20 protein-coding genes and 1 tRNA gene are annotated in these 21,503 nt (G+C 48.9%); 6 read left to right on the top strand and 15 right to left on the bottom strand.

Going from position 1 to position 21,503, the window contains the following annotated elements:
* Positions 1-87 precede the first annotated feature (87 nt).
* Positions 88-163 (top strand) — tRNA-Asn (locus BJJ97_RS12470).
* A 201-nt stretch (positions 164-364) separates the two neighbouring features.
* Here the strand turns inward: BJJ97_RS12470 and BJJ97_RS12465 are convergent.
* The 6 genes from BJJ97_RS12465 to BJJ97_RS12440 all read right to left on the bottom strand — a co-directional run bounded on the left by BJJ97_RS12465 (position 365) and on the right by BJJ97_RS12440 (position 7,056).
* Entirely contained in the window at positions 365-1,489 is a 1,125-nt protein-coding gene (locus BJJ97_RS12465; RefSeq protein ID WP_095994130.1) for an MBL fold metallo-hydrolase, read from the bottom strand.
* Complete coding sequence (locus BJJ97_RS12460) at positions 1,486-2,520, bottom strand: SMP-30/gluconolactonase/LRE family protein (RefSeq protein ID WP_095994129.1); 1,035 nt, start codon at positions 2,518-2,520, stop codon at positions 1,486-1,488. Before BJJ97_RS12460 ends, BJJ97_RS12465 begins: the two co-directional genes overlap by 4 nt.
* Positions 2,521-2,630: 110 nt before the next feature.
* A complete protein-coding gene (locus tag BJJ97_RS12455) occupies positions 2,631-3,338 on the bottom strand; it encodes an SDR family oxidoreductase (protein WP_264372091.1) in 708 nt (235 codons plus the stop codon).
* Between the two features lie 84 nt (positions 3,339-3,422).
* Positions 3,423-4,499, bottom strand: coding sequence for an alpha/beta hydrolase (locus BJJ97_RS12450; RefSeq protein ID WP_095994127.1), 1,077 nt, complete (start codon positions 4,497-4,499; stop codon positions 3,423-3,425).
* A gap of 38 nt (positions 4,500-4,537) precedes the next feature.
* A complete protein-coding gene (locus tag BJJ97_RS12445) occupies positions 4,538-5,686 on the bottom strand; it encodes an iron-containing alcohol dehydrogenase (protein WP_095994126.1) in 1,149 nt (382 codons plus the stop codon).
* A 194-nt stretch (positions 5,687-5,880) separates the two neighbouring features.
* Positions 5,881-7,056: an MFS transporter gene (locus tag BJJ97_RS12440; protein WP_167385223.1), complete on the bottom strand. Its 1,176-nt coding sequence runs from the start codon at positions 7,054-7,056 to the stop codon at positions 5,881-5,883.
* A 448-nt stretch (positions 7,057-7,504) separates the two neighbouring features.
* Here BJJ97_RS12440 and BJJ97_RS12435 point away from each other — a divergent pair, with 448 nt between their 5' ends.
* The gene (locus tag BJJ97_RS12435) at positions 7,505-8,488 is read left to right on the top strand and encodes an AraC family transcriptional regulator (protein ID WP_095994124.1); all 984 of its coding nucleotides are present in this window, start codon (positions 7,505-7,507) and stop codon (positions 8,486-8,488) included.
* 322 nt (positions 8,489-8,810) lie between these two features.
* On the opposite strand, the gene BJJ97_RS12430 is transcribed toward BJJ97_RS12435, so the two are convergent.
* The gene (locus BJJ97_RS12430; RefSeq protein ID WP_095994123.1) at positions 8,811-9,968 is read right to left on the bottom strand and encodes an iron-containing alcohol dehydrogenase; all 1,158 of its coding nucleotides are present in this window, start codon (positions 9,966-9,968) and stop codon (positions 8,811-8,813) included.
* A gap of 212 nt (positions 9,969-10,180) precedes the next feature.
* Here BJJ97_RS12430 and BJJ97_RS12425 point away from each other — a divergent pair, with 212 nt between their 5' ends.
* The gene (locus BJJ97_RS12425) at positions 10,181-11,074 is read left to right on the top strand and encodes a LysR family transcriptional regulator (protein ID WP_095995364.1); all 894 of its coding nucleotides are present in this window, start codon (positions 10,181-10,183) and stop codon (positions 11,072-11,074) included.
* A 131-nt stretch (positions 11,075-11,205) separates the two neighbouring features.
* Here the strand turns inward: BJJ97_RS12425 and BJJ97_RS12420 are convergent, their stop codons facing one another.
* Both BJJ97_RS12420 and BJJ97_RS12415 read right to left on the bottom strand, forming a co-directional pair.
* Complete coding sequence (locus BJJ97_RS12420; protein WP_095994122.1) at positions 11,206-11,817, bottom strand: NAD(P)H-dependent oxidoreductase; 612 nt, start codon at positions 11,815-11,817, stop codon at positions 11,206-11,208.
* A 33-nt stretch (positions 11,818-11,850) separates the two neighbouring features.
* Entirely contained in the window at positions 11,851-12,375 is a 525-nt protein-coding gene (locus tag BJJ97_RS12415; protein ID WP_095994121.1) for an NAD(P)H-dependent oxidoreductase, read from the bottom strand.
* Between the two features lie 418 nt (positions 12,376-12,793).
* On the opposite strand from BJJ97_RS12415, the gene BJJ97_RS12410 reads away from it, so the two are divergent.
* Positions 12,794-13,774 (top strand): LysR family transcriptional regulator, encoded by a 981-nt coding sequence (locus BJJ97_RS12410; RefSeq protein ID WP_095994120.1) that lies wholly within the window; start codon positions 12,794-12,796, stop codon positions 13,772-13,774.
* 35 nt (positions 13,775-13,809) lie between these two features.
* Here BJJ97_RS12410 and BJJ97_RS12405 read toward each other — a convergent pair whose 3' ends face one another.
* The gene (locus tag BJJ97_RS12405; protein ID WP_193438366.1) at positions 13,810-14,712 is read right to left on the bottom strand and encodes an AraC family transcriptional regulator; all 903 of its coding nucleotides are present in this window, start codon (positions 14,710-14,712) and stop codon (positions 13,810-13,812) included.
* A gap of 389 nt (positions 14,713-15,101) precedes the next feature.
* Here BJJ97_RS12405 and BJJ97_RS12400 point away from each other — a divergent pair, with 389 nt between their 5' ends.
* Entirely contained in the window at positions 15,102-16,274 is a 1,173-nt protein-coding gene (locus BJJ97_RS12400; protein ID WP_095994118.1) for an NAD(P)-dependent alcohol dehydrogenase, read from the top strand.
* A gap of 310 nt (positions 16,275-16,584) precedes the next feature.
* Here BJJ97_RS12400 and BJJ97_RS12395 read toward each other — a convergent pair whose 3' ends face one another.
* From BJJ97_RS12395 to BJJ97_RS12380, 4 genes are all read right to left on the bottom strand, one after another.
* Positions 16,585-17,604 (bottom strand): NADP-dependent oxidoreductase, encoded by a 1,020-nt coding sequence (locus BJJ97_RS12395; RefSeq protein WP_095994117.1) that lies wholly within the window; start codon positions 17,602-17,604, stop codon positions 16,585-16,587.
* 7 nt (positions 17,605-17,611) lie between these two features.
* A complete protein-coding gene (locus tag BJJ97_RS12390) occupies positions 17,612-18,430 on the bottom strand; it encodes an oxidoreductase (RefSeq protein ID WP_095994116.1) in 819 nt (272 codons plus the stop codon).
* Between the two features lie 94 nt (positions 18,431-18,524).
* Complete coding sequence (locus BJJ97_RS12385) at positions 18,525-19,307, bottom strand: SDR family NAD(P)-dependent oxidoreductase (protein ID WP_095994115.1); 783 nt, start codon at positions 19,305-19,307, stop codon at positions 18,525-18,527.
* A gap of 75 nt (positions 19,308-19,382) precedes the next feature.
* Complete coding sequence (locus BJJ97_RS12380; protein ID WP_095698977.1) at positions 19,383-20,474, bottom strand: alkene reductase; 1,092 nt, start codon at positions 20,472-20,474, stop codon at positions 19,383-19,385.
* Between the two features lie 137 nt (positions 20,475-20,611).
* Between BJJ97_RS12380 and BJJ97_RS12375 the strand changes: the two genes are divergently transcribed.
* Positions 20,612-21,178 (top strand): TetR/AcrR family transcriptional regulator, encoded by a 567-nt coding sequence (locus BJJ97_RS12375; RefSeq protein ID WP_095994114.1) that lies wholly within the window; start codon positions 20,612-20,614, stop codon positions 21,176-21,178.
* Here BJJ97_RS12375 and BJJ97_RS12370 read toward each other — a convergent pair.
* Complete coding sequence (locus BJJ97_RS12370) at positions 21,137-21,406, bottom strand: hypothetical protein (protein ID WP_193438333.1); 270 nt, start codon at positions 21,404-21,406, stop codon at positions 21,137-21,139. The two genes, BJJ97_RS12375 and BJJ97_RS12370, sit on opposite strands and share 42 nt — an antisense overlap.
* Positions 21,407-21,503 lie beyond the last annotated feature (97 nt).

The following is a 21,503-nucleotide window of genomic DNA, read 5'->3' as shown; positions in this document are numbered from 1 at the left end:
CATTCTCTCACCGAACAGTGCAATTTTGTGGTTTACGCCTTTGACATGCGCGGCACACGCCGTTATTATGCGCCCCGTTCACACGATTCCTCTGTAGTTCAGTCGGTAGAACGGCGGACTGTTAATCCGTATGTCACTGGTTCGAGTCCAGTCAGAGGAGCCAAATTTAGAAAATCCCGCTTAAGGAAACTTAAGCGGGATTTTTGTTTTTATCACTTTATTCAATACCTTCACGTGCAAAAATCTTTCCGGTGTACATTCCGTTTTCCCTCAGTATCGGGAGAATCTGGTGGTCAGATTGAGGGTCACGTTGGTTCGATGACGGAGTGACCCCCAATATCTCTTAACCACTCAAAAATAAGCGCTATCGCACTTGCTCCCACCACCGGGTAAACGTCTGTGCCTGGTCGTCTAAATAAATCGTGCGACCAATTTCTGGTGTCCATAGCGCATATCCACGCCCGGCGCTTGCCGTTGTGATTCGCTTAAATGGGTCATCCCAGTCGTGAGGCGAAATTGAGAAGCGGCCTGCATGGCCTGGTGTAAACGTGCGTGCCCTTAAATCTTCAGCAGCCTGAGCAGCCTCTTCGGGATTCATATGCACATAAGCCCAGCGCGGGTCATACTGCCCTGTATCGACCGTTGCCCAGTCAAAGGGTCCTAGTTGCTGGCCGATTGCGGCGAAATGCGGGCCGTATCCTGAGTCGCCACTAAAGAAGATACGACGTTGCGGCGATAATAGCGCAAAACCAACCCAGAGTGACTGGTCCCGCGTCAGCGTACGGCCGGAAAAATGTCGGGCCGGAACGACGTGGATATCCAGCTCAGGAGATTCCTTGACGATGTCATTCCAGTCAGCTTCCTGAATCTGCTCAGCAGAGTAGCCCCAACGTTTGAAGTGCGCCCCAACGCCAAGGCCAACGACCACTCGTTTGACCTTGTCTCGAAGCGCCAGAACGGTGGGATAGTCCAGATGGTCGTAGTGATCGTGGCTTATCAGCAATACATCAATGTCAGGCATGTCCTGTGCGCTATACAGATTTGTGCCCTCAAATGCCTCGTTGGCCCACGGGATTGGCGCGGCGTTGGCACTGAACACTGGGTCAATCAGGATGCGTTTCCCAGACATTTGTACAAAGTATGACGAATGCCCCAGCCAGACTACCAAATCCCTTTTTGCATCAAGGGCTTTGAGATCTGTTTTCATCGCAGGGAGCGCGCCCGGAGGCCGCGGATTGCCATTGTTGCCGAAACTGTTACTTAACATGATTGAGAACTGTGATTCATCGGTTGTCAGTAACGGCGTTTCGAGTTGGTTTCGGAATTCTCCCTGAAGGTAGTTCCGCGACTGCGTGATGCGTGCCAATTGCTCCTCAGTTGGAAGCTGACCAAACAAGGGATGCTGCAGATAAGCAACCACGGCCAGTACAGACACAAGAGCAATAATCAGCCCCACTTTGATCACAGACCAGATATTGAAAGCTTTCACTGATGAACTACCTCGGGTGTAAGACCTAAGCCAAAAACCTTTGAGTGGAAAATAGCGGCCTGCTGTCCGCCAGGACCATCGCTGGAAACGACATAAAGATCATTGGTACCAGGCCGTATAGCCAGACTGGTTGAATGCAGGTTCTTCCCGTTATCCCTCTCAGGCAACAAAATTTGTCCGATGGGAATGCCGTTACGGTTGAAGACCATAATTCGGCCTTGCCCATAAATCGCCACGTAGACATTGCCATCTGCATCCACGCGCATCGAGTCCGGTGCTGGCCCTGTAAATCGGTAGGGAATGGCAGAGCCGATTGGGGCGATTGTCGTCGGATCGGCCAATTCGACACGATGCAAGAGGTTGCGACCGAATTCGCTGGCCCACAGGGTTTTACCGTCTGGGCTGAGGGCAAGGCTATTCGCCATTGATAAGTTTGGCAAGACGGGTTTGATCGTAGCGAAATCAGGTGTGACGTAGTACACGCCGCCCTTTGGTTCCGTAGAAGAACCCTTGAAGTCTGTGAAGTAGAAACCGCCCTGGCTGTCGAACACCAGATCATTGGGTAAGTATCCAGCGTCGGTATCAATGATGCTCTTCAAGGATGAACCATCAGGACTCAACGCAAAGATAGCGCCTCGCCCAGCATCGAGATCAATAGCGGCAATAAAGAGGCGGCCGTCCTTATGCAGCGCCAGTCCACCCGGTCGTAGTCCCTCTAAAGTGATGATGGTGGACAATTTCCGGTCCGGTGACAAGCGCAGCACACGGCGCCCCGTCACATCGCAGAAAAGCAGGTTACCATTAGCGTCGAAAATCGCTCCTTCCAGAATAAGCCCTTGGTCGGCGACCTTGAACCAAGAGGTTGCTTCAACGGTTTGCAGGACCCGCTCGGCGGGTGGAATGGGTACAGGCCCTCGGGTGAGTCCGTCGTAGGCCAGTTCGGCAGCCTTTGCCCGTAGTGGCTCAGGCAAACTCGCCGCAAAAGCTGAAGCAGCCAGAAAGCAACTCAGACCAATCAGTGTGCTTCTCATATCATATGCCATAAGCGAGAAGGTATCCGTTATCGGGGATAGGGATTGTTGCGACCGATATAGGCAGCCCACCAACACGATTGATGGGCTGCCATTCCATATCAGCGCATTCAATGGGCAGTGAAACCACCGTCCACAGGAAGGCCGACGCCGATCACGAAGCTCGCTGCGGAGCTGCGGAGCCACAGGACTGCGGCGGCGATCTCATCGTCTCGCCCCACTCGCCCAATCGGGTGTTCCTTCAGGATAGCAGCCATCGCCTCTGGTTGTCCGTTGAGCATGTCCTGCACCATCGGTGTGTCGATGGTGCCTGGACATATCGCGTTGATGCGTATGCCAAGAGCCGCATACTCCACTGCCGCGCTCTTGGTCATGCCCAGAACGGCATGCTTGGTACCATGATAGGACGCTCGACCGGGCAGCCCAACCAGACCGCCTAGCGATGAATTGTTAACGATTGCCCCAGTTCCTCGGGAACGCATTACCCGAAGCTCATGCTTCATGCTTGCCCAAACGCCAAACTGGTTGACGGCCACGACCCGCTGGAATGCCTCGGCCGACTCTTCAGCTGCATTACATGGCGGCACCTGGATGCCAGCGTTGTTGAAGGCCATGTCCAACTGCCCATATTCAGCGATGACTCGATCCACAGTCGAAGCGATCTGGGCTTCGTCTGTCACGTCACAAGTCACCCCTAAAGCGCTAGCCCCCTCGGCCACGAGGGCGCTAGCATGCTGAACAGCAAGTTCACCATTGCGATCGGCCAACACTACACACGCGCCGCTTCGTGCGAACGCGCGTGCGGTGGCTAGCCCCATTCCCATCGCTGCGCCAGTGACTAGGGCAACCTGTCCCTTGAAGTTGTAGGTGATATCCATATGCTTCCCCCAAATTTATCGGTTTTACAGATATTTATTGAAGAACGTCGTCATCGCGTCGAAGGGAATCTTGTCCATGCGATCATACAGATCAACGTGGCTGGCACCTTTAACGATCAGGAGTTCTTTCGGCTGCGCTGCGGCTTCATAAGCAGTTTCCGCAAAGTAACGCGAGTGAGCCTTTTCACCGTGGACAAACAGGATAGGACGTGGCGAAATTTCTTTGATGTAAGTCAGGATCGGCATATTCATGAACGACAGCGGCGTGGTGACCGTCCAAGAGTTACCAGAGTTGACAGCCCTCTGGTGATAACCACGTGGCGTCATATAGTAGTCAGCGTAATCAACCAGAAACTGCGCTTCGCCGCCCTTCAAGTGGTTATAGGCCGGTTGGTAAGCGGGTGTTTTGTTTGCCGCATCTTCCCAGCGCTGCCGACTCAATTTCTCCAGCGTCTGCTCCCGTTGTTCTGGCGTCACGCTATCGTTATACCCTTTAGACATGACACGGCTCATGTCATACATGGTACTGGCGACAACGGCTTTGACACGCTTGTCGGCAGCCACGGCATTCAATGCTATGCCGCCCATACCGCAGATGCCAATCACACCGATACGCTCACGATTGACATAGGGTTGCAGCCCGATGAAATCCACCGCCGCCATGAAATCCTCAGTGTTAATATCCGGTGACGCTACGTTACGTGGCTCGCCGCCGCTCTCCCCTGTATAGGAAGCATCGAAGGCCAGCGTAACAAAACCGCGCTCGGCAAGAGTTTGCGCGTACAAGCCTGATGCTTGTTCCTTCACTGCACCGAACGGACCGCCAACCACCAGCGCAGGCAGACTCTGATTCTCACGGTTCTTTGGTAGATACAGGTCGGCGGCAAGGGTGATGCCGTAGCGATTTTTGAAGGTGACCTTCTGGTGATCAACTTTCTTGCTCTGGGGGAAGGTCTTGTCCCAAGTTTGGACCAATTGCAACGGTGTATCTGCGGTAGACGCCTGAGTCTGAGCCGTAGCTGACTGTACGCCGACCATTGATATAGCACTTGCGATGAGTGCAACTTTGAAGAAATTCGTTGGAGAAAATAAACGGGTCATAGCTTTACTCCTTCAGGATTAGGTAAATAGTGCTCGCCTCACAGCGCGCGTTTGAGAATGTCTGTCACTACATGGGGGGGATAGGCATCTGCGATGCCGAACGCCTTCACATTGATTTGCACGTTGGCCACGATGGCGGGTAGATCCGATTCCTGTATGCCTAACTGTCCCAAGCGGATGGGTGTGTCGATCTCGACGAACCAGCGTTCCAATGCAGCAATGCCCTCTTCGGCCGACGGTAAACCGAACACATACTTGGCAAAGCGCTCGAACTGAGATTTATTCTGCTCCTGGTACCACTTCATCCAGGCAGGCATAACAACTGAAAGCCCCGCACCGTGCGGCACGTTGAACAGCGCCGACAATGAATGCTCTATTGCGTGGTTGGGGTAGCCGAACCCCGCACAGCCGGAGAACGTCAGGCCGTTTTGCGCCAGTGTGGCTGCCCAGGCAAACTCCCCACGCGCAGCATCGTCGGCAGGGTTATCCAGCAACGAACGCGTTGTGTCGATCACGGTATTAATCAGCGATTCGACGAGACGTGACTGCAATTTGGGCTGAACCGTTGCGGTAAAATACACCTCGATAAGATGCGAGATGATGTCAGCAGCCGAATAGGCCAGATAGTCGCGTGATACACCGGCCATGAGCGCCGGGCTGAGTATGGATACCTTGGGACGTGTGTGGTCATTACCGATGGATAACTTTTCCTGAGTCTCTTCGTTAGTGACCACGCCATAACCGTTCATTTCGCTGCCCGTCGCTGCGATCGTTAGGATCGCAAACAAGGGGAGTGCCGATGTAAGAGCCCCCTTCCCGACAAACAGATCCCATACATCACCTTCGTATTGTGCGCCCGCAGCGATCGCCTTGGCGCTGTCAAGCACGGAACCACCCCCTACGCTCAGGACGGCGTCTACACCATGTGCTCGGGCGAGTTCGATGCCTTCACGAACTTTCGAAAGAACTGGATTGCTGACGATGCCGCCAAGTTCTACAAATGTGATACCTTGCTCTGCAAGGCTTCGGCTCACGACATCAAACAATCCCTCACGTTTAATACGTTCGCTTCCGTAGCACAGCAGAACGTTGCTAATCCGGTGCTCGGTGAGGTGCTTTCCGATCTCGGCTTCCTTTCCTGATCCGAATTCAATTCGGGTCGGGTTGTAGAAAGAGAATTGCTCCATCTCTAGCTCCTTTTAAGTCAATTTTTCTTGATTACAAAAGGTGTGAAGCAGGGTTATGGCTCGCCGAGAAAAGGCGATGACAACTCACTCCACGACATTTTTGCCTAATACATACCGATATCGGGTACTGCTCTGCCGTTCATGTTGGATCTGATACACATCGGGATGGCCTATTCCGTAATACCGCGCATCATTCACTCGCCCAATGCCAGAGCCTCTCTCGCATGAACGTCTTCTTTGCTAGCAGCTTTAACTGCTGACCGGCCCGCGAGGTAAGAGAGAACGGCAGTCGCAGCAAGCAGAAGTGCACTAACTTCGAACGTCGCCCGGTAGCCGAGCGTGTCAAAAAGGATTCCGCCGACAGTGCCTCCGAGAGCAATCGCGAGTTGGCAAATGGCAACGAAAAGGCCACCACCTGCCTCGACGTCATTCGGAACCGAACGTGCAATCCAGGTGAACCACGCCACCGGCGTCGCCGTCGCGATTAGCCCCCAAATGACCAGAAGTACTGCGGTCGTTAACATGGCATCACCATATTCCACCAGCGCCAGTGCGATGATCGCCATCATGATCGGCACGCTGACCAGTGTTTTGTACAGGCCGCCGTCTTTCAGGAAGGCTCCGATCAGAAACGTACCGATAAGGCCACCGACGCCGATCAGCAGCAGCACGAAAGACACCATCGAGATATCGAGTCGGGTTACCGTTTCAAGGAAAGGTCGCAGGTACGTGAACAGCATAAACTGGCCCATGAAGAAACCCGCGACTGCTAACATCCCCAATGCGATGGGCGGCTTCTTGAGAAGCAGGAGAACATTGCCCGAGCCTGACGATGTGGGACGAGGTGCCAGTCTGGGCATGCTGAGCATGATCCACGCAAGTGCTATCATGGCGACCGGAACCACGGTAAAGAATGCCCATCGCCAGCCGATGAAAGCGCCGAGGTAACTGCCCACTGGCGCTGCAATAACCGTGGCGAGTGCATTGCCACCGTTGACGAATGCAAGGGCTTTTGGCACTTGATGGGTTGGAACAAGACGAATGGATGTGGCAGCGCTAAGTGACCAGAAACCGCCAATTGCCACGCCGATGAGCGCTCGTCCAGCCATGAACATTTCGTAGTTGGCAGCGAACGCAACTATTGTTCCAGAAACGACCATAAGCAGGATCATAGATAACAGTAGGCGCTTGCGTTCCACCTTGGCGGCGATGGGTGTAATCAAAAGCGCGGTGAACAGGGCGAACAGTCCGGATACCGAGATACCCATACCTGCCTGACCCTCGGTGATCAGTAAGTCAGTTGCCAGAGGTGTTAACAGGCTGACAGGCATAAATTCCGAGGCGACTAAAGCGAAGGCGGCCAAAGACATCGCAACTACGGCGCCCCATGCTTTTCGTTCTTCGCCATGAAAATGTTGGCTGCTGCGATCTAATAACACGTAAGTATTTCCTCATTACTCATAACACAGGAGATGCTGGCATGCCGTTGACATACCCGTTTTGTTCATTGATTTGGTACGTTGTCGATGAGCGTTCCAGCGCAGCCTACAAACGGTTCTGGTAACACGACCACTGTTCTGTTTTATCTCGTCCAGACCCAACCGCTATCACAGCTCGGCCTGTTGGCGTGTCTACTAATTCCAAGCGCCAAGGCATGCTCGTTCTTGGTGTGAGGATTGTAGAATCTTTGACCTGCGTTCCATTAGCATATTTCTATGGTTTACATGCCTAATCCTATGAACCTTTGCAGGTCCTATAGGCTTACGCGTCTCAGATAGGCTACAGTGAGAAGTGAAATTCGTAGAGGAGCGAGCCAAGATGATTTCTGCACAATCCCCCAAGAAGCAACGAGATGACTACCTGAGTACGCTGATTAGCGACATCGGTGAGCGCACACCTGGCACAGGCGATTTCGGCACTGCGATTCCGGGTTTGGATCTCTTTCGCCGCAATGCACCCGCTCCACCAGTCAGTTGTATGGTTCCCCCCAGCATCGTTCTGGTTGTGGATGGGGCCAAGAAGATGTGGGTCGGTGGTGAGGGCTACGAATATGATTCATCGCGATTTCTGGTCACATCGCTTGACCTGCCCGCGAACTCAGAAGTCACAGAGGCAAGCAGTGACCGACCGTGTTTAGGGTTAGCATTCAAACTGGATCAGCGAGTTTTGGCTGAGTTGATCGCCCACGGCAATTTGTCGTCTCGAAGGGATAGATCAGTAAGTACCGGCGTAGGTATTGGTACCGTCACGGAGGCGATCTTAGCGCCGTTCAGCCGTCTAGTGGCATTGTTGGATGAACCAGAGGCCATCCCCATTCTTGAGCCAATGATTCAACGTGAGATTCACTACAGGTTGTTGATGAGCGATCAGGCTGCCAGGCTGCGACAAGTTGCAGCCGTCGATGGCCATGGGCACCGAATTGGAAAGGCGATAGATTGGCTCAAGGTGAACTTTGCATTGCCCTTGCGGGTTGAAGAGTTGGCTCACCATTCTCAGATGAGTACGCCATCATTCCATCAGCACTTTCGGCAACTGACGGCGATGAGTCCAATTCAGTATCAAAAATGGTTGCGCCTGAATGAGGCGAAACGACTGATGCTGAACGAACACCGTGACGTTTCAACGGCGGCTTTCGAGGTTGGATATGAAAGTCCATCACAATTCAGTCGCGAATACAGTCGTATGTTTGGCGTTGCTCCAAAGCGGGATATAGCAACACTGCGAGAGAAAGCGAGAGAAAACGTCGGCATAAATGTAACGGCCTATGCCCAAATATCTAAGCCTAATACCGCGACGCTTTAGCCACCCTACGCTTATTTCCGGAAATGTGCTGTTCGAGGTCATACCGTGTTCAACAACGGCCACATCGGGTTGCTCTGGTGATGGCGTGTTATTATTTCATACAAGGCCTACCACGACCTTTTTATCACTTGATATCGACTATAATTCACCCTCAGAAATTGCCATCCTTTATTAAATGGCAATTTCTTTTGGGCTGATTAATTCTTGGTTAAAACTTAAGAAAACTGAAGCTTCGCGTATTAATAACGCTATTTACCCTTCAGTTATTACTTTTCTTTCTCTATGGAAAGAATGATATTGCCATAACGATTGACAATACATCTTAAAGAGCCAGTCTCAGAATTTCCCCAACCTTCTCAGTCGTGATAGCAGAGTGCTCGCCTAAAGCAACATGCCCATGTTCTTCAAGTTTATTAATAACTTCAGGAATAATTTCCTCACCCAGTCCATAGTCAGACAAATGCGTTTTTACTCCCATTTCCTCAAAGAATTTAATGGTCGCCTGAATAGCTTGCTCGGCCATTGTGTCAGTATCAGAAGCCGGTATATCCCAAACTCTGGTGCCATACTGAGCAAGTTTTTCCGCCTTTTCTGAACGGCAATATTGCCAGATAGCAGGCATAACGATAGCTAATGTTTGAGCATGATCGAGACCATACAGCCCAGTAATTTCCTGCCCAATTAAGTGAGTAGCCCAGTCAGCAGGCGTGCCTGTACTGAGCAGGCCGTTAAGTGCCATCGTAGCCGACCACATAATATTTGCTCTGGCATCATAATCTTCTGGGGATACTAATACTTTTGGACCTTCTTCTTTGAGTGTATTCAGCAGCCCCTCCGCAAGACGGTCCTGTACTTTTGCATTCACTGGGTACGTTATGTACTGCTCAAGAATATGAACAAATGCATCAATCACACCATTAGCTGTCTGGTTTTCAGGTAGCGTAAAAGTGAGTTCAGGCTCCAATATAGAGAACTGAGGCATAATATAAGGCGATGCAAAAAAAAGTTTATCTTTTGTCGCAGCCTTTGTGACAACAGAAACATTATTCATTTCTGAACCAGTAGCCGCGAGAGTAAGTACGCAGCCAATCGGCAGGGCTTTTTCCACAACGCTGCCATAACTTTTGACAATATCCCAGGCATCACCTTCATAACAGGCTGCTGCTGCAATAAATTTTGTGCCGTCAATGACTGAACCGCCACCAACAGCTAAAAGGAAGTCAATTTTTTCTTGCTTAACAATATCCACCGCTTTCATAAGCGTTTCATAGTGCGGATTAGCTTCGACACCACCGAACTCGAATACAATTGTATTTTGCAGTGCGTCTTTAACTCGTTTTAAAACGCCATTTCTTTTAACACTCCCTCCTCCATAAACGATCATGACTCGTTTATCTAGCGCAATCTCTTGGGAAAGGCTAGAGATCTGATCTCTACCAAATAGAATTTTGGCGGTATTTTGGTAAACAAAATTTTGCATAACATGGCCTTATCGGGTTTAAAAAATAGATAGAAAATTAATATTTATGGTAAATTACATCTCACTTGAATAACGTTATTTTATCATTGCCTAGCCGGTTTTTTAATTGCCTTTTTTTTTAAAATGTCTTGTGAGGAAAATTCATCAATAAAAAGAGAGTTGATATCATGGGTTTTATTCAACGATATAAAAAATAGCAAGGGGTGATGCCAGTGGATGAACTAAAAGTCTTTTTAAGCGTAGCCAGACAGCGTAGCTTTACTAAAGCAGCCGCTGAATTGGGTGTCACACCTTCAGCTGTCAGCCATGCAATGAAGTCACTAGAGGAACGACTGGGTATCAGACTGCTGGCGAGAACCACCCGCAGCATCTCGACAACAGAGGCGGGGGAAAGATTAAGCAATGAAATAGGCCCCTTGCTTGAGCAAGTGGATGATGCGATAGGTCGGCTAAGCGAACTTAGGGAGAAGCCGACAGGAACGCTCCGTATCACTGCTTCTGATGACGTTATACAGTATCTCGTCAGACCTATTTTACCCGAATTTTTTGCTCGCTACCCTGATATCCAAATTGAGGTTGGAATTGACTACGGTTTCACTGATATTGTGGAACAGCGTTTTGATGCTGGTATTCGTCCCGGAGATTCCCTCAATAGCGATATGATTGCGGCTCGAATAAGCCATGACTGGCGTCAACTCTTAGTTGCCTCACCAGGATATTTTAGCCGATATCCTAAACCCCGAACGCCGCAGGATTTGCTAACCCATAATTGCATTAATGTCCGCTATTCAGATACTAGTGGCCTTTATGCATGGGAGTTTGAAAAAGGCGAGCAAAAGTTCAGTCTCAAAGTCAAAGGCTTGTACACTGTCAACAGTACCATTCATCAATTAGATGCTTCTCTTGATGGCATTGGTATTGCGTATATACCTGAATATGTAGCTGATGATTATATTAAACAAGGAAAACTGATTTCAGTCTTACCTGAATGGTCTCCATACTTTGATGGATTTCATATTTTTTATCCACATCGCAGAAAAGATTCACCAGCATTTATGGCTTTTGTTCAGGTTTTGCGCGATAGATACACTACGGGAGTACGGTAACTTGCCATTTAATAATAATGAACACGTTAGGCATGCATTTTACTGAAAAAAAAGAGGCACGATAGAGCCTCTTGATCACAATGATAATTAATATTATTCGACACAGAAAATAATCTAAAATATAAACGGTGCTATTTCTCAAGCCGCTGTATAAATTCTTTTTGATATTCAGGCAGTCGTGAAGAACTGACAGATTGGAATGTTAACGGCGGTAAATAGACCATTCCAGCATGCAGTGCACTGGCCTTCATTGGTGCAAAAACCTCTGCCAGACTCATGCCAATCCTTCCTGAACTACCATAAGTGCTTTCATCACCTGCGGCAGTCGTTACAATTAACATTTCTTTGCCCTGCCAGAGTCCCGGCCCTACACTTCCCCAAACGTCGTTTAGATACGCTTTCATCATAGGCGTTATGTTGAACCAATGCGTAGGGAAAAGAAAAACAATGCGTTCATTCTGGCGTGTAAGCAGTTTTTCTTTATTGCTATCAATACCACGAGTATCATAGCCATAAATAGTTTCTAAATTTCTAACAGTCACACCTTCAACACTTTCTGCAGCCTGCTGTAATCCTTTTATCATCACAGAGCGTTCTGGGTAAGGATGTGAAACAATCACAAGTGTTTTTATTGCTGAACGATGAACGTTATCTGCAGCAATTGATGCGTTGACAGAAAACAACCCGATGAGAAGTATTTGAAAAGAAATAAACCCGGATAAAATTAACTTCATTTTATTCATAACGAACCCCTTTAAAATAAATAGCCAGACTTATCAGAATTGGAGTCTCGCTGAGAGCTTAGTCTGAAAATCTAATAAGGTCTCTTTATCCGCTTGAGTAACTTCAAAGAATGCAAGAGGTTCGACGTACTTCATCCCCACATACCGTGCACTGGCCTTCATTGGGGTGAGCACGCCATCCATCGTACTGTCAATCAAACCATCATGGGAATACAGATGCTCACTGGCACCGGCAGTGGTTACCACTAGCATTTCTTTACCTTTAAGCGCCTCTCCCCCCGGACCAAATGCCCAGCCATAAGTCCAGACTTCGTTAAGATAAGCTTTAAGATTCGGAGTAAGGTTGAACCAGTGGGTTGGGTACATGAACACGATGCGGTCCGCGTCTTCACTGGCCGCTTGTTCTGCCACAACATCAAACTCACTGATGGTATTACCATAAAGAGATTCGAGATTACGAACGACAATGTCGTTTCGCGCTTCAACAGTTTGTTGAAGCATTTTAATTACCCGTGATTGAGAAGCGTAAGGGTGAGAAACGATAACTAACGTTTTCATGGTGAAAGAACCTCAAATTATTGCATATATCAAAGATGAAAAAATGCCTTTCCATTTCCTTTCATAAGACTCCCATTCCAACAATTGCTATTTCTATCAGGCGCTGACTTTAGTAAGAATAATAATCAAGCCCAGACAAAAGGATTCCCTGTGTGATGTTTTTCCTGAAATGTTAACCACCTACAGAAATAGTTTTTTAGATTCTATCTATGAAATTCACCATAACTTGTTAGAGAAATGGTGTACTTTATGGCTAACTTGAAAAAAGGACGGTATCTCGTATGTGTTGTTGGGACCATTATGCACAACGCTTACCCATTATTTAACAGTACATATGGTTGATGAATTGATAACCTCAAGTTGTCAATCAGCGCATACGTCTTTTACCATCTTAAGCATCATTTCCCGAGGTATAGATATGGAACTTTCACAACGTGTCCGAGCCATACTTTCATTTGTCGAAGCCTCTGATGTCGGGAGCTTTGCATCAGCAGCTCGCTCGTTAGGGATAAGCTCGGCAGCGGTCAGTAAAAATGTGGCGAGTCTTGAGCAGGTTTTGGGTATACGCCTGATGAACAGGACAACCCGTAAACTGAGCCTCACCGATGAGGGAAAACTCTTTCTTAAGCAAGCGCGTATTGCTATTGATGCTCTGGATACTGCGGTTGATGCTGTCGTCGCGAGAAAAATGGAAATTAGTGGGCATGTTCGTATTTCAACCAGTGCAGCATTCGGACGGGAGCAAGTGTTACCCGTGCTTTCAGGGTTACGAGCCCGCTATCCATCTCTGTCCGTGGAGGTCGATTTTGATGACAGAATGGTAGATCTGATCCGTGATGGATATGATCTGGCCATCAGGGGAGGACGCATCGTCGATTCGACACTGATATCTCGCCCAGTCTGTCAATTAGGTATGATTCTCGTCGCCTCTCCTGAGTATCTTAAAAACTATGGAGCCCCTCAGTCCCCCCAAGAGCTAAGCAAACATCACTTGATAGCTCGTCGCTTTTTAGGTGGAAAGGTCTCGCCATGGGGATTTCGCTCAGAAGATGGCAGCCTGACAACCATGGAACCCGACAATGCTGTTATTACTATTTCCGCACCGGAAGCTCAAGTTCAAGCAGCCTGTCTGGGACTCGGCATTGCTCAGGTTGGGGTTCATCACGCGCTTCGCTATCTAAAAGAAGGGTCGTTGAAAATAGTGCTTATGGGCAAACACGATCCAGGGAATTACGAGATGGTTATTCAGTACCCACACAGAGCGCTTATAGCACCTCGTGTACACGCAACGGTAGATTATTTATTAACTGCTTTCCGTGAAGATCCGTCTCTCAATTATCCCTTTGACCAACTTAAGATTTACTGCGAAAACGTCAAAAAAGATAATCTTTCGGAATGAAAATTCATTTCCCTATTAAATGTTTATTATTTCGTTTAAGAAAGCTGACCACTAAACTGTCGTCGCAGCCCTTCGATATCTCGTTTTGGCGGCGTTCCGAAAAGCGCGGTATATTCACGGCTGAATTGTGACGGACTCTCATAGCCTACCTGAAAGGCTGCACTTGCCGCATTCATCCCCTCACTAAACATCAGGCGTCTGGCCTCGCTGAGGCGTAACCATTTCTGGTATTGTAATGGGCTCATCGCTGTCAGTTGGCGAAAATGTTGATATAAACTGGACGTACTCATTTGTAAATGCGCAGCAAGCTCTTCAATACGCAGCGTCTTACTGTAGTTTAATTTCAACCAATCAATCGCCCGGGCAACTCGGTGCCCTTGGCTACCGACACAGGCTATCTGCCACAGTCGTGCCCCTTGATCGCTACGCAGTAGGCGATAGTGAATTTCTCGTACAATCAACGGTGCCAACACAGGAATTGAGTCGGGATCGTCTAACAGGTCAATCAGACGTTTGAAAGGCTCCAATAACGCGGGTGTCACCGCTCCCAAGCCAATGCCGACATCATAATCACTGGAGCGCTCGGCGGGCAGATGAACGTCACCTTGAGCCATTAATTCGGCCATAAGGCGTAAATCAAGTTTGAACGACAACCCTAGACAGGGTTTTTCTGGGTTTGCCTCCAACACCTGAGAATAAGCAGGAATATCAAGCGATGTGATGAGGAAGCGAGAGGCGTTGTAAGCATAACTTTCGCCTGCTACCAGCATTTGCTTTTCCCCCTGTACAGCCAGAACAATACTTGTCTCAACAAGGCAGAGAGTGGGTGGCACAGGTGCATTACGGCGAAAAAGGATTAGATTGTTAATACTGCACAGGCAATCTTTATTGCCTTCTACTCGACGCGCTATGCTGTTTGCCATCGATACACGCATCATCTCGAATGTATCTACTTTGCTATAGTCTTGCCAATCGTTTTCCAGCATGGCTATTCCCCACGTTGATAATCACACGCAGTATATCCATTTGCTCGCACAGGACTATAGATGAAAATACATTCTGGAGAATCAGGCAAGAAATTTGGTGATTTTGTATATCGATAGATTATCTCGGCAGATAAGATAATTTTGCTGCTCTGGCTTACTGTACAGATTGCGAATAGTGCTAACAGATATAACAGTAATTCGTTCTCAGTATGGAAAAAGAAAATTACTGACTCGCCAAAGCAATGCCAGTTCACCTATACGATTCATGAGAATTATTGCTGTTATCCGACTGCCATCATCATTTCGAGATGAATATCCCCCCTTCTGTAGGAGTAACGAGTATGAGCGAAAATAAAGACCTAAGCCGCCGAGATTTTGTCATTCGTTCTGGTGCCGTGATTGGTGCAGGCCTGCTGATGGGGAGTCCGATAGGAGCTCTTGCCGCAAACAGCAAAGATCTGAATATCAAATCTCGTGGTTATGCTGCTTTTGATACCTCAGGGAAACTTGCACCCTGGTCGTTCGAACGCCGTCCAGTCGGTGATAACGATATTCTGATAGAAACGAAATACGCCAGTATCTGTCATTCCGACATCCACCAGATGAAAGGCCACTGGGGAGTACAGAAATACCCTCAAGTTTCCGGACACGAAATCGTCGGTGTGGTCGCCGCAGTCGGAAAAAACGTCACACGCTTTAAAGTCGGCGATCGTGCAGGGGTTGGCTGCATGGTTAACAGTACGCTGCCTCGTAATGAACTGGCAACACTGGAAAACGTTGAACAGTATAACCCTGCGACCATTTTCACCTACGGTTTCCCGGAAAAAGACTCACCGACAGGTATCTCTCAAGGGGGATATTCGACGAATATCGTTGTGCGCGACCATTTTGTCGTACATATTCCAGACAATATTAGTTTTGAAGAAGCTGCGCCGTTGTTGTGTGCAGGTATTACTACCTACTCCCCATTGATGAAAGCGAACATCGGCAAAGGTATGAAGGTAGGCGTGGCAGGTATCGGCGGCCTGGGACACATGGCGATAAAACTTGCCGTTGCCAAAGGCGCTGAAGTTTACGCTTTCACGACTTCAGCATCAAAGACCCAAGATATTTTGTCCTTTGGCGCGAAAGAAGTGATCGTAGTGGATGACCTTAGCAAAATGAAGCCGTATCAGGGAACGCTGGATTATATGATTTCCACTATCCCTTATCAGTATGATGTCGCCGCCTATGCTTCGGTAGTGAAACCTTACGGCACGTTTACCCAGGTTGGTATGCCTGAAGGTTTTCAACTAACACTGAGTGCACTTGGGCTTGCAGCCTCCAGAGTGAATTTTAATGCCTCAATGATCGGCGGTATGAAAGAAACACAGGAAGTCGTTGACTACTGTGCCAATAATAAAATTTTACCGAAAATTCAGATTATCAAGGCAGAGCAAATTAATGAGGCGTGGGATAATGTATTCAATAAGAAAGCTCGTTATCGCTATGTGATAGATACAGCAACAATATAATTTTACATGTTCTCCTTCCGCTTAAATTATCTCTAAAATATCTATCTTCACCCGGTCAAAAGACCGGGTCCTATAAATGCTATAAATGCTATAAATGCCATGCTGGCGTTAATATATTCGTTTCGATGGCGTGTTATCTGTAGAGAAAGGGAAACGTAAGCGGGATTTTTTTATCCATTTATTCAATTCCTTCACGTGCAAACGTCTTTCCGGTACACATTCCGTTTTCCCCCACATCGGGAGAATGTGGTGGTCAGATTTGGGGTCACGTTGGTTCGAGCATGATGACGTCGTTGTTAACGGAAAGACGTTACCCCTGCATCTTGATGACAACTTTTCCCTTTGCATGCCCTTGGGCAAGATAGGTAAGTGCATCTTTTGTTTCAGCAAAAGAAAATACCTTGTCAATCACTGGCTTGATTTGTTCCGTTTCAAGGAGTTTGCCAATTTGGGTCAGTTGAGCACCATCAGGTCGAACGAAATGAAATGTGTAGGCCGTGCCCCGCTTTTTCGAAAGGCGCATAATCTTTAGGCTCATCAACCAGAAAACGAAAGTCAGAAAAAAGTTTACTCGCCGAGCCCGTGCGAACGCGGCATCTAACGGCCCGATGAGAGAAACAATGATGCCTCCAGGCTTAAGCGTGTTGATAGATTTTTCAATCGCATCACCTCTGAGAGTGCCAAGTACAATATCGTAGCCGCTCAGCACGTTTTCGAAGTCTTGCTTTTTATAGTCAACTACTTCATCTGCGCCAAGATGACTTACCCATTCAACATTGCCTGTACTCGTGGTCGTTCCCACCGTTGCCCCAAGGTGCTTCGCCAGTTGGATTGCAAAGGTACCAATGCCCCCCGAACCTGCTGGGATCAAAACCTTCTGACCAGGCTGGAGTTTAGCGCGCTCGATCAGTGCCTGCCAGGATGTGAGGCTCACCATCGGGAGCGAAGCCGCCTGCACAAAATCCAGATTTTCTGGTTTCATGGCCGCAGCGTTCTCAGGCACCACGGCAAATTCGGCGAGAGAGCCCGTTCCCCTATCGAAAATGCTGGCAAAAATTTCATCGCCTGGCGCGAAACGAGTCACACTGCTCCCTACCGCGATGACGACACCAGACAGGTCACTGCCCAATGTTGCAGGGAGCGTAAAATGCAGAACGGGCTTAAATATTCCGGTAGGGATCATATTGTCGATAGGGTTTAGCCCCACAGCGTAAACGTTAACCAAGATTTCATCAGCGTTGAGCGAAGGATAATCTACGTCATCGAATCCCAATTCAGGATGCTTACCATAACGTTTAAACGTGAAGGCTTTCATCGTCTTATTATTCATTTTTTATTTATCCTGTCGTATCAAGCTGAAGACTATTACGCACCACTTTGTCGAGGAATTTTGCGGGCGCAAATCTAAGCAAAAAATTCAACTGACCAGCCAATTTCCCCGCCGTGTAGCGCAACTTAGGCTGTGAACTCTGAGCCGCTTTAACGACGACGTCCGCCACCCTCTCGGGGCTTTCCGCCTCAGCCATCGCTTTACCAACAACTTTCGTCAACTTAGCCCGAATACTTTCATACTCATCAAGCTTCGCGTCTGGTTCTATATTATTGACTTCAAATTGGGTTTTTATGTACGCAGGTTCGATCACAGACACTCTTATGCCTTGAGTCCGTAGTTCATGATCCAGCGATCCCGAATACCCTTTGACCGCATGTTTACTGGCTGCATAAAGTGCCACATACGGCAACGGAATCGTTCCCAATATCGAACCGATGTTGATGATGCGACCGCTGCCCTGACGGCGCATGTGGGGAACGACCGCTCGAGTCAACCGGACTATACCGAGGAAATTCGTGTCGAAAAGGCTCTTAGCCTGTTCGATCGAACTTTCTTCTGCTGCCGCCGGCGCAATACCAAAGCCTGCATTATTCACCAAAATATCGATCCGGCCTTCCCGCCGCAGCAGCTCATCAATAACGGCCTGTACGGACGCGTCATCGGTGACATCAAGTGCCAATAAAGGAAAGGAATGTTTACCGGCCTGAGAGCCGCGTCGACTCGTGCCATAGACCGTATACCCCGCGGCTAATAGTTTGTTAGCCGATGCCTCGCCAATTCCTGATGAGGCCCCCGTCACAAGCGCTACACGTTTATTTGTCATGCTGAAATAAGACCTTCATAAGTGGTTTGGGGCATACTCCTCTGCAGAACAGCCAAAGACTGCGATTCGCGTCCTGCAGAGTGCGGCTCATTGGCTAAAGGGCTTTATATCGCTCTGCAGTTTCATCTTGTTTGATGTCTGAAAGCAAAACCTGACGCGAAGCATCGAGGGTGTCCCAGCGTGCAGCATTATGTAAAGGTGGAATAGTGACAAGCTCCCGACGATCAAAGCCAACCAGTGCGGCATCCACTAACTCGCCCACTTCCATGAATTTTGGAGAATTACTGATGTCGATACCTGCACGGTCCCAGATTTCCGTATAAGTACCGGCAGGAAGTACCGCCTGGACATAAATACCTTTGGGCGATAGCTCAAGACTCATTCCCTGAGATAAGAAAAGAACAAAGGCTTTCGTTGCGCCGTAAACCGTCATTGCAAATTCTGGGGCGAGCCCGACGATGGAACTGATGTTGACGATCGAACCTTCACCCGCTTGCACAAATCGTGGTGCCACGGCACTGGCCAGTCTGGTCAGGGCGGTGACGTTAAGCGCGATAAGGCGTTCTATCGAATCAGGCGTCTGCTCTGTAAAACTGCCAGACTGTGCGATACCCGCGTTATTAATAAGAATGCCAATCTGCGCATCTTCACGCAGGCGAGCTTCGACCACGGCTAAATCACTCGGTTGCGTGAGGTCAGCAGGCAAAACATCGACAGAAATGCCATTTTCCTGTCGCAGACGATTGGCAAGTGTCTCTAACTTTGCTTTGTCGCGGGCGACCAGCACAAGATCGTGGCCTCGGCGGGCGAACCGTTCAGCGTAAACCGCGCCAATACCCGTTGATGCGCCTGTAATGAGAACTGAAGCTTTAGTCATAAGTTGATCTTCTTTATTAATGTGTAAACAGAATCCGCAATGTGCGATACAGGTAGAACCGTGGCACCAGCCGCTTTACTTGCTGGTCTCGGTAAGCGACGGGTAATCGGTATATCCCGCTGCGCCACCGCCATAAAGTGTTTCAGGATTGAGTGAGGCCAGAGGCGCGCCCGTCTTCAGTCTTTCGACCAGATCCGGGTTGGAGATGAACGGACGACCGAACGCGAACAGATCGGTTTTGCCTTCAGAGAGGTGAGTTGAAGCCAGCGTCAGGTCATAGCCGTTATTACCAATGTAGGTATTTTTAAAGCGTCGACGCAGAGAATCGTAATCAAACGGTGATGCATCACGCGGGCCGCCCGTAGCGCCTTCAACGACGTGGAGATACACGATGCCTAATGCATTGAGTTGATCAGCGACATAGTCATATTGTGGCTGCGGATCGCTGCAAGAAATCGCATTAGCAGGGGAAACCGGTGAAATGCGCACACCCGTGCGATCGGCACCAATCTCCTCTTTAACGGCGGCGGTGACTTCTAACAGCAGGCGCGCACGATTCTCGACAGAACCGCCGTACTCATCTGTACGCTGATTGGCACCGTCTTTAAGGAACTGTTCCAGCAGGTAACCATTCGCACCGTGAATCTCAACACCATCAAATCCAGCGGCAATCGCGTTGGCTGCTGCCTTCCTGAAATCGTCGATAATGCTTTTTATTTCTCCCAGTTCGAGCGCACGTGGCTCAGAGACGTCCGAGAATCCATTGTTCACAAACGTTTTAGTCTCGGCACGAATGGCTGAAGGGGCAACTGGCGCTGCGCCACCTGGTTGTAAGTCGACATGGGATATACGCCCTACGTGCCATAGCTGTACGAAGATATGCCCGCCTTTGGCATGAACCGCGTCAGTCACTTTACGCCATCCTTCAATTTGCGCTGGCGTGTAGATCCCCGGGGTATCTTGATAGCCCTGCGCTTGTGCGGAGATCTGCGTAGCTTCAGTAATCAACAGACCGGCAGTGGCACGCTGCGCGTAATACGTTGCTGCCAGTTCGCTAGGTACCAGACCTTTTCCGGCACGATTGCGTGTTAACGGTGCCATCACAATGTGGTTGGTGAGTGTTAATGGCCCAAGATTATAGGGTTGGAATAATTGTCGGTTCGTCATGCTTGTTCCCTTGATAGTGATTGGTGAAACGCTAAACATAATGATGATGATCGTAATCTAAAAAGTCAAACGGTTTGATTACGATCATCATCAATGTATACTTGTGACATAACTTTTTAAGAGAGGACCCTAAAGCGATGAAAGTTTCGAAAGAGCAGGTTCGCGAAAATCGAATGCGTATCGTTGAGACGGCCTCGGTGCTGTTTCGTGAGCGGGGGTATGACGGAGTGGGTATAGCGGAACTCATGTCAGCCGCAGGTTTAACGCACGGCGGATTTTACAAACACTTTAGCTCCAAGGCAGATTTGATGTCGGAAGCGATGAGCTGCGGTTTTTCGCATTCGATAGAAAATACCGTGGGTGTCGATATGGCGGGTTTTGTAGAGCAATATCTCTCCCGCAAGCATCGTGATTCGATGGGAACTGGCTGTGTGATGTCAGCGCTTGGTGTGGATTCAGCACGCCAGTCAGCATCCATTAAGGAAAGTTTCGCGGCTGGAATTGAGAATCAACTGGCAACATTAGAAAGCGAGAATGGGTCGGGAGACGACGTGCGCGCCGAAAGAATTAGCACCCTTGCTCACCTTGTCGGCGCTCTGATGTTATCGCGTGCCTGCCCAGATGATTCCGCCCTCGCCGATGAGATTCTAGCGGTTTGCCGCTCACGTATTCTCAGTCAGGAAGCACTCTTTCCCGGCAAGTGATTCACCCTTCAGTGCAGTGAAGAAGTCATTCACATCAGCGGAAAAGCGAGAAATACGATTGCCAAACGTCACCTTGCCAGCTTTCCAGTAGGAAAGTGACACGCCATCGTTAGTCTGAAATGAACCAATCTCCAGACCTTCCACATCTGAGAGCTTAGTCGGCAGCCCCTGAATCGCATGAGGAAAGTCAAAATCTCGTCCAAAGTGTTGCAGTGCGGTTTTACGCATAATGCTTGCCCCTTCTGGCTTTTAATAGCCTGTTGCCTGAAAACAGATACTTTTTACTGAGCCAATTCTTTAGTATGTAGAGCAGAAAATGAAAGTA

The organism is Pectobacterium polaris (genome assembly GCF_002307355.1).
GTDB lineage: Bacteria > Pseudomonadota > Gammaproteobacteria > Enterobacterales > Enterobacteriaceae > Pectobacterium > Pectobacterium polare.
This window is presented reverse-complemented; position numbering and strand designations above follow the sequence as displayed.

What these genes read in the sequence shown, in the direction of transcription:
- BJJ97_RS12460 (WP_095994129.1), bottom strand. Translation starts at nt 2,520, where the DNA reads ATGAGAAGCACACTGATTGGTCTGAGTTGCTTTCTGGCTGCTTCAGCT.
- BJJ97_RS12455 (WP_264372091.1), bottom strand. Translation starts at nt 3,338, where the DNA reads ATGGGGCTAGCCACCGCACGCGCGTTCGCACGAAGCGGCGCGTGTGTA.
- BJJ97_RS12450 (WP_095994127.1), bottom strand. Translation starts at nt 4,499, where the DNA reads ATGACCCGTTTATTTTCTCCAACGAATTTCTTCAAAGTTGCACTCATC.
- BJJ97_RS12445 (WP_095994126.1), bottom strand. Translation starts at nt 5,686, where the DNA reads ATGGAGCAATTCTCTTTCTACAACCCGACCCGAATTGAATTCGGATCA.
- BJJ97_RS12440 (WP_167385223.1), bottom strand. Translation starts at nt 7,056, where the DNA reads ATGTCTTTGGCCGCCTTCGCTTTAGTCGCCTCGGAATTTATGCCTGTC.
- BJJ97_RS12435 (WP_095994124.1), top strand. Translation starts at nt 7,505, where the DNA reads ATGATTTCTGCACAATCCCCCAAGAAGCAACGAGATGACTACCTGAGT.
- BJJ97_RS12430 (WP_095994123.1), bottom strand. Translation starts at nt 9,968, where the DNA reads ATGCAAAATTTTGTTTACCAAAATACCGCCAAAATTCTATTTGGTAGA.
- BJJ97_RS12420 (WP_095994122.1), bottom strand. Translation starts at nt 11,817, where the DNA reads ATGAATAAAATGAAGTTAATTTTATCCGGGTTTATTTCTTTTCAAATA.
- BJJ97_RS12415 (WP_095994121.1), bottom strand. Translation starts at nt 12,375, where the DNA reads ATGAAAACGTTAGTTATCGTTTCTCACCCTTACGCTTCTCAATCACGG.
- BJJ97_RS12410 (WP_095994120.1), top strand. Translation starts at nt 12,794, where the DNA reads ATGGAACTTTCACAACGTGTCCGAGCCATACTTTCATTTGTCGAAGCC.
- BJJ97_RS12405 (WP_193438366.1), bottom strand. Translation starts at nt 14,712, where the DNA reads ATGATGCGTGTATCGATGGCAAACAGCATAGCGCGTCGAGTAGAAGGC.
- BJJ97_RS12400 (WP_095994118.1), top strand. Translation starts at nt 15,102, where the DNA reads ATGAGCGAAAATAAAGACCTAAGCCGCCGAGATTTTGTCATTCGTTCT.
- BJJ97_RS12395 (WP_095994117.1), bottom strand. Translation starts at nt 17,604, where the DNA reads ATGAATAATAAGACGATGAAAGCCTTCACGTTTAAACGTTATGGTAAG.
- BJJ97_RS12390 (WP_095994116.1), bottom strand. Translation starts at nt 18,430, where the DNA reads ATGACAAATAAACGTGTAGCGCTTGTGACGGGGGCCTCATCAGGAATT.
- BJJ97_RS12385 (WP_095994115.1), bottom strand. Translation starts at nt 19,307, where the DNA reads ATGACTAAAGCTTCAGTTCTCATTACAGGCGCATCAACGGGTATTGGC.
- BJJ97_RS12380 (WP_095698977.1), bottom strand. Translation starts at nt 20,474, where the DNA reads ATGACGAACCGACAATTATTCCAACCCTATAATCTTGGGCCATTAACA.
- BJJ97_RS12375 (WP_095994114.1), top strand. Translation starts at nt 20,612, where the DNA reads ATGAAAGTTTCGAAAGAGCAGGTTCGCGAAAATCGAATGCGTATCGTT.
- BJJ97_RS12370 (WP_193438333.1), bottom strand. Translation starts at nt 21,406, where the DNA reads ATGCGTAAAACCGCACTGCAACACTTTGGACGAGATTTTGACTTTCCT.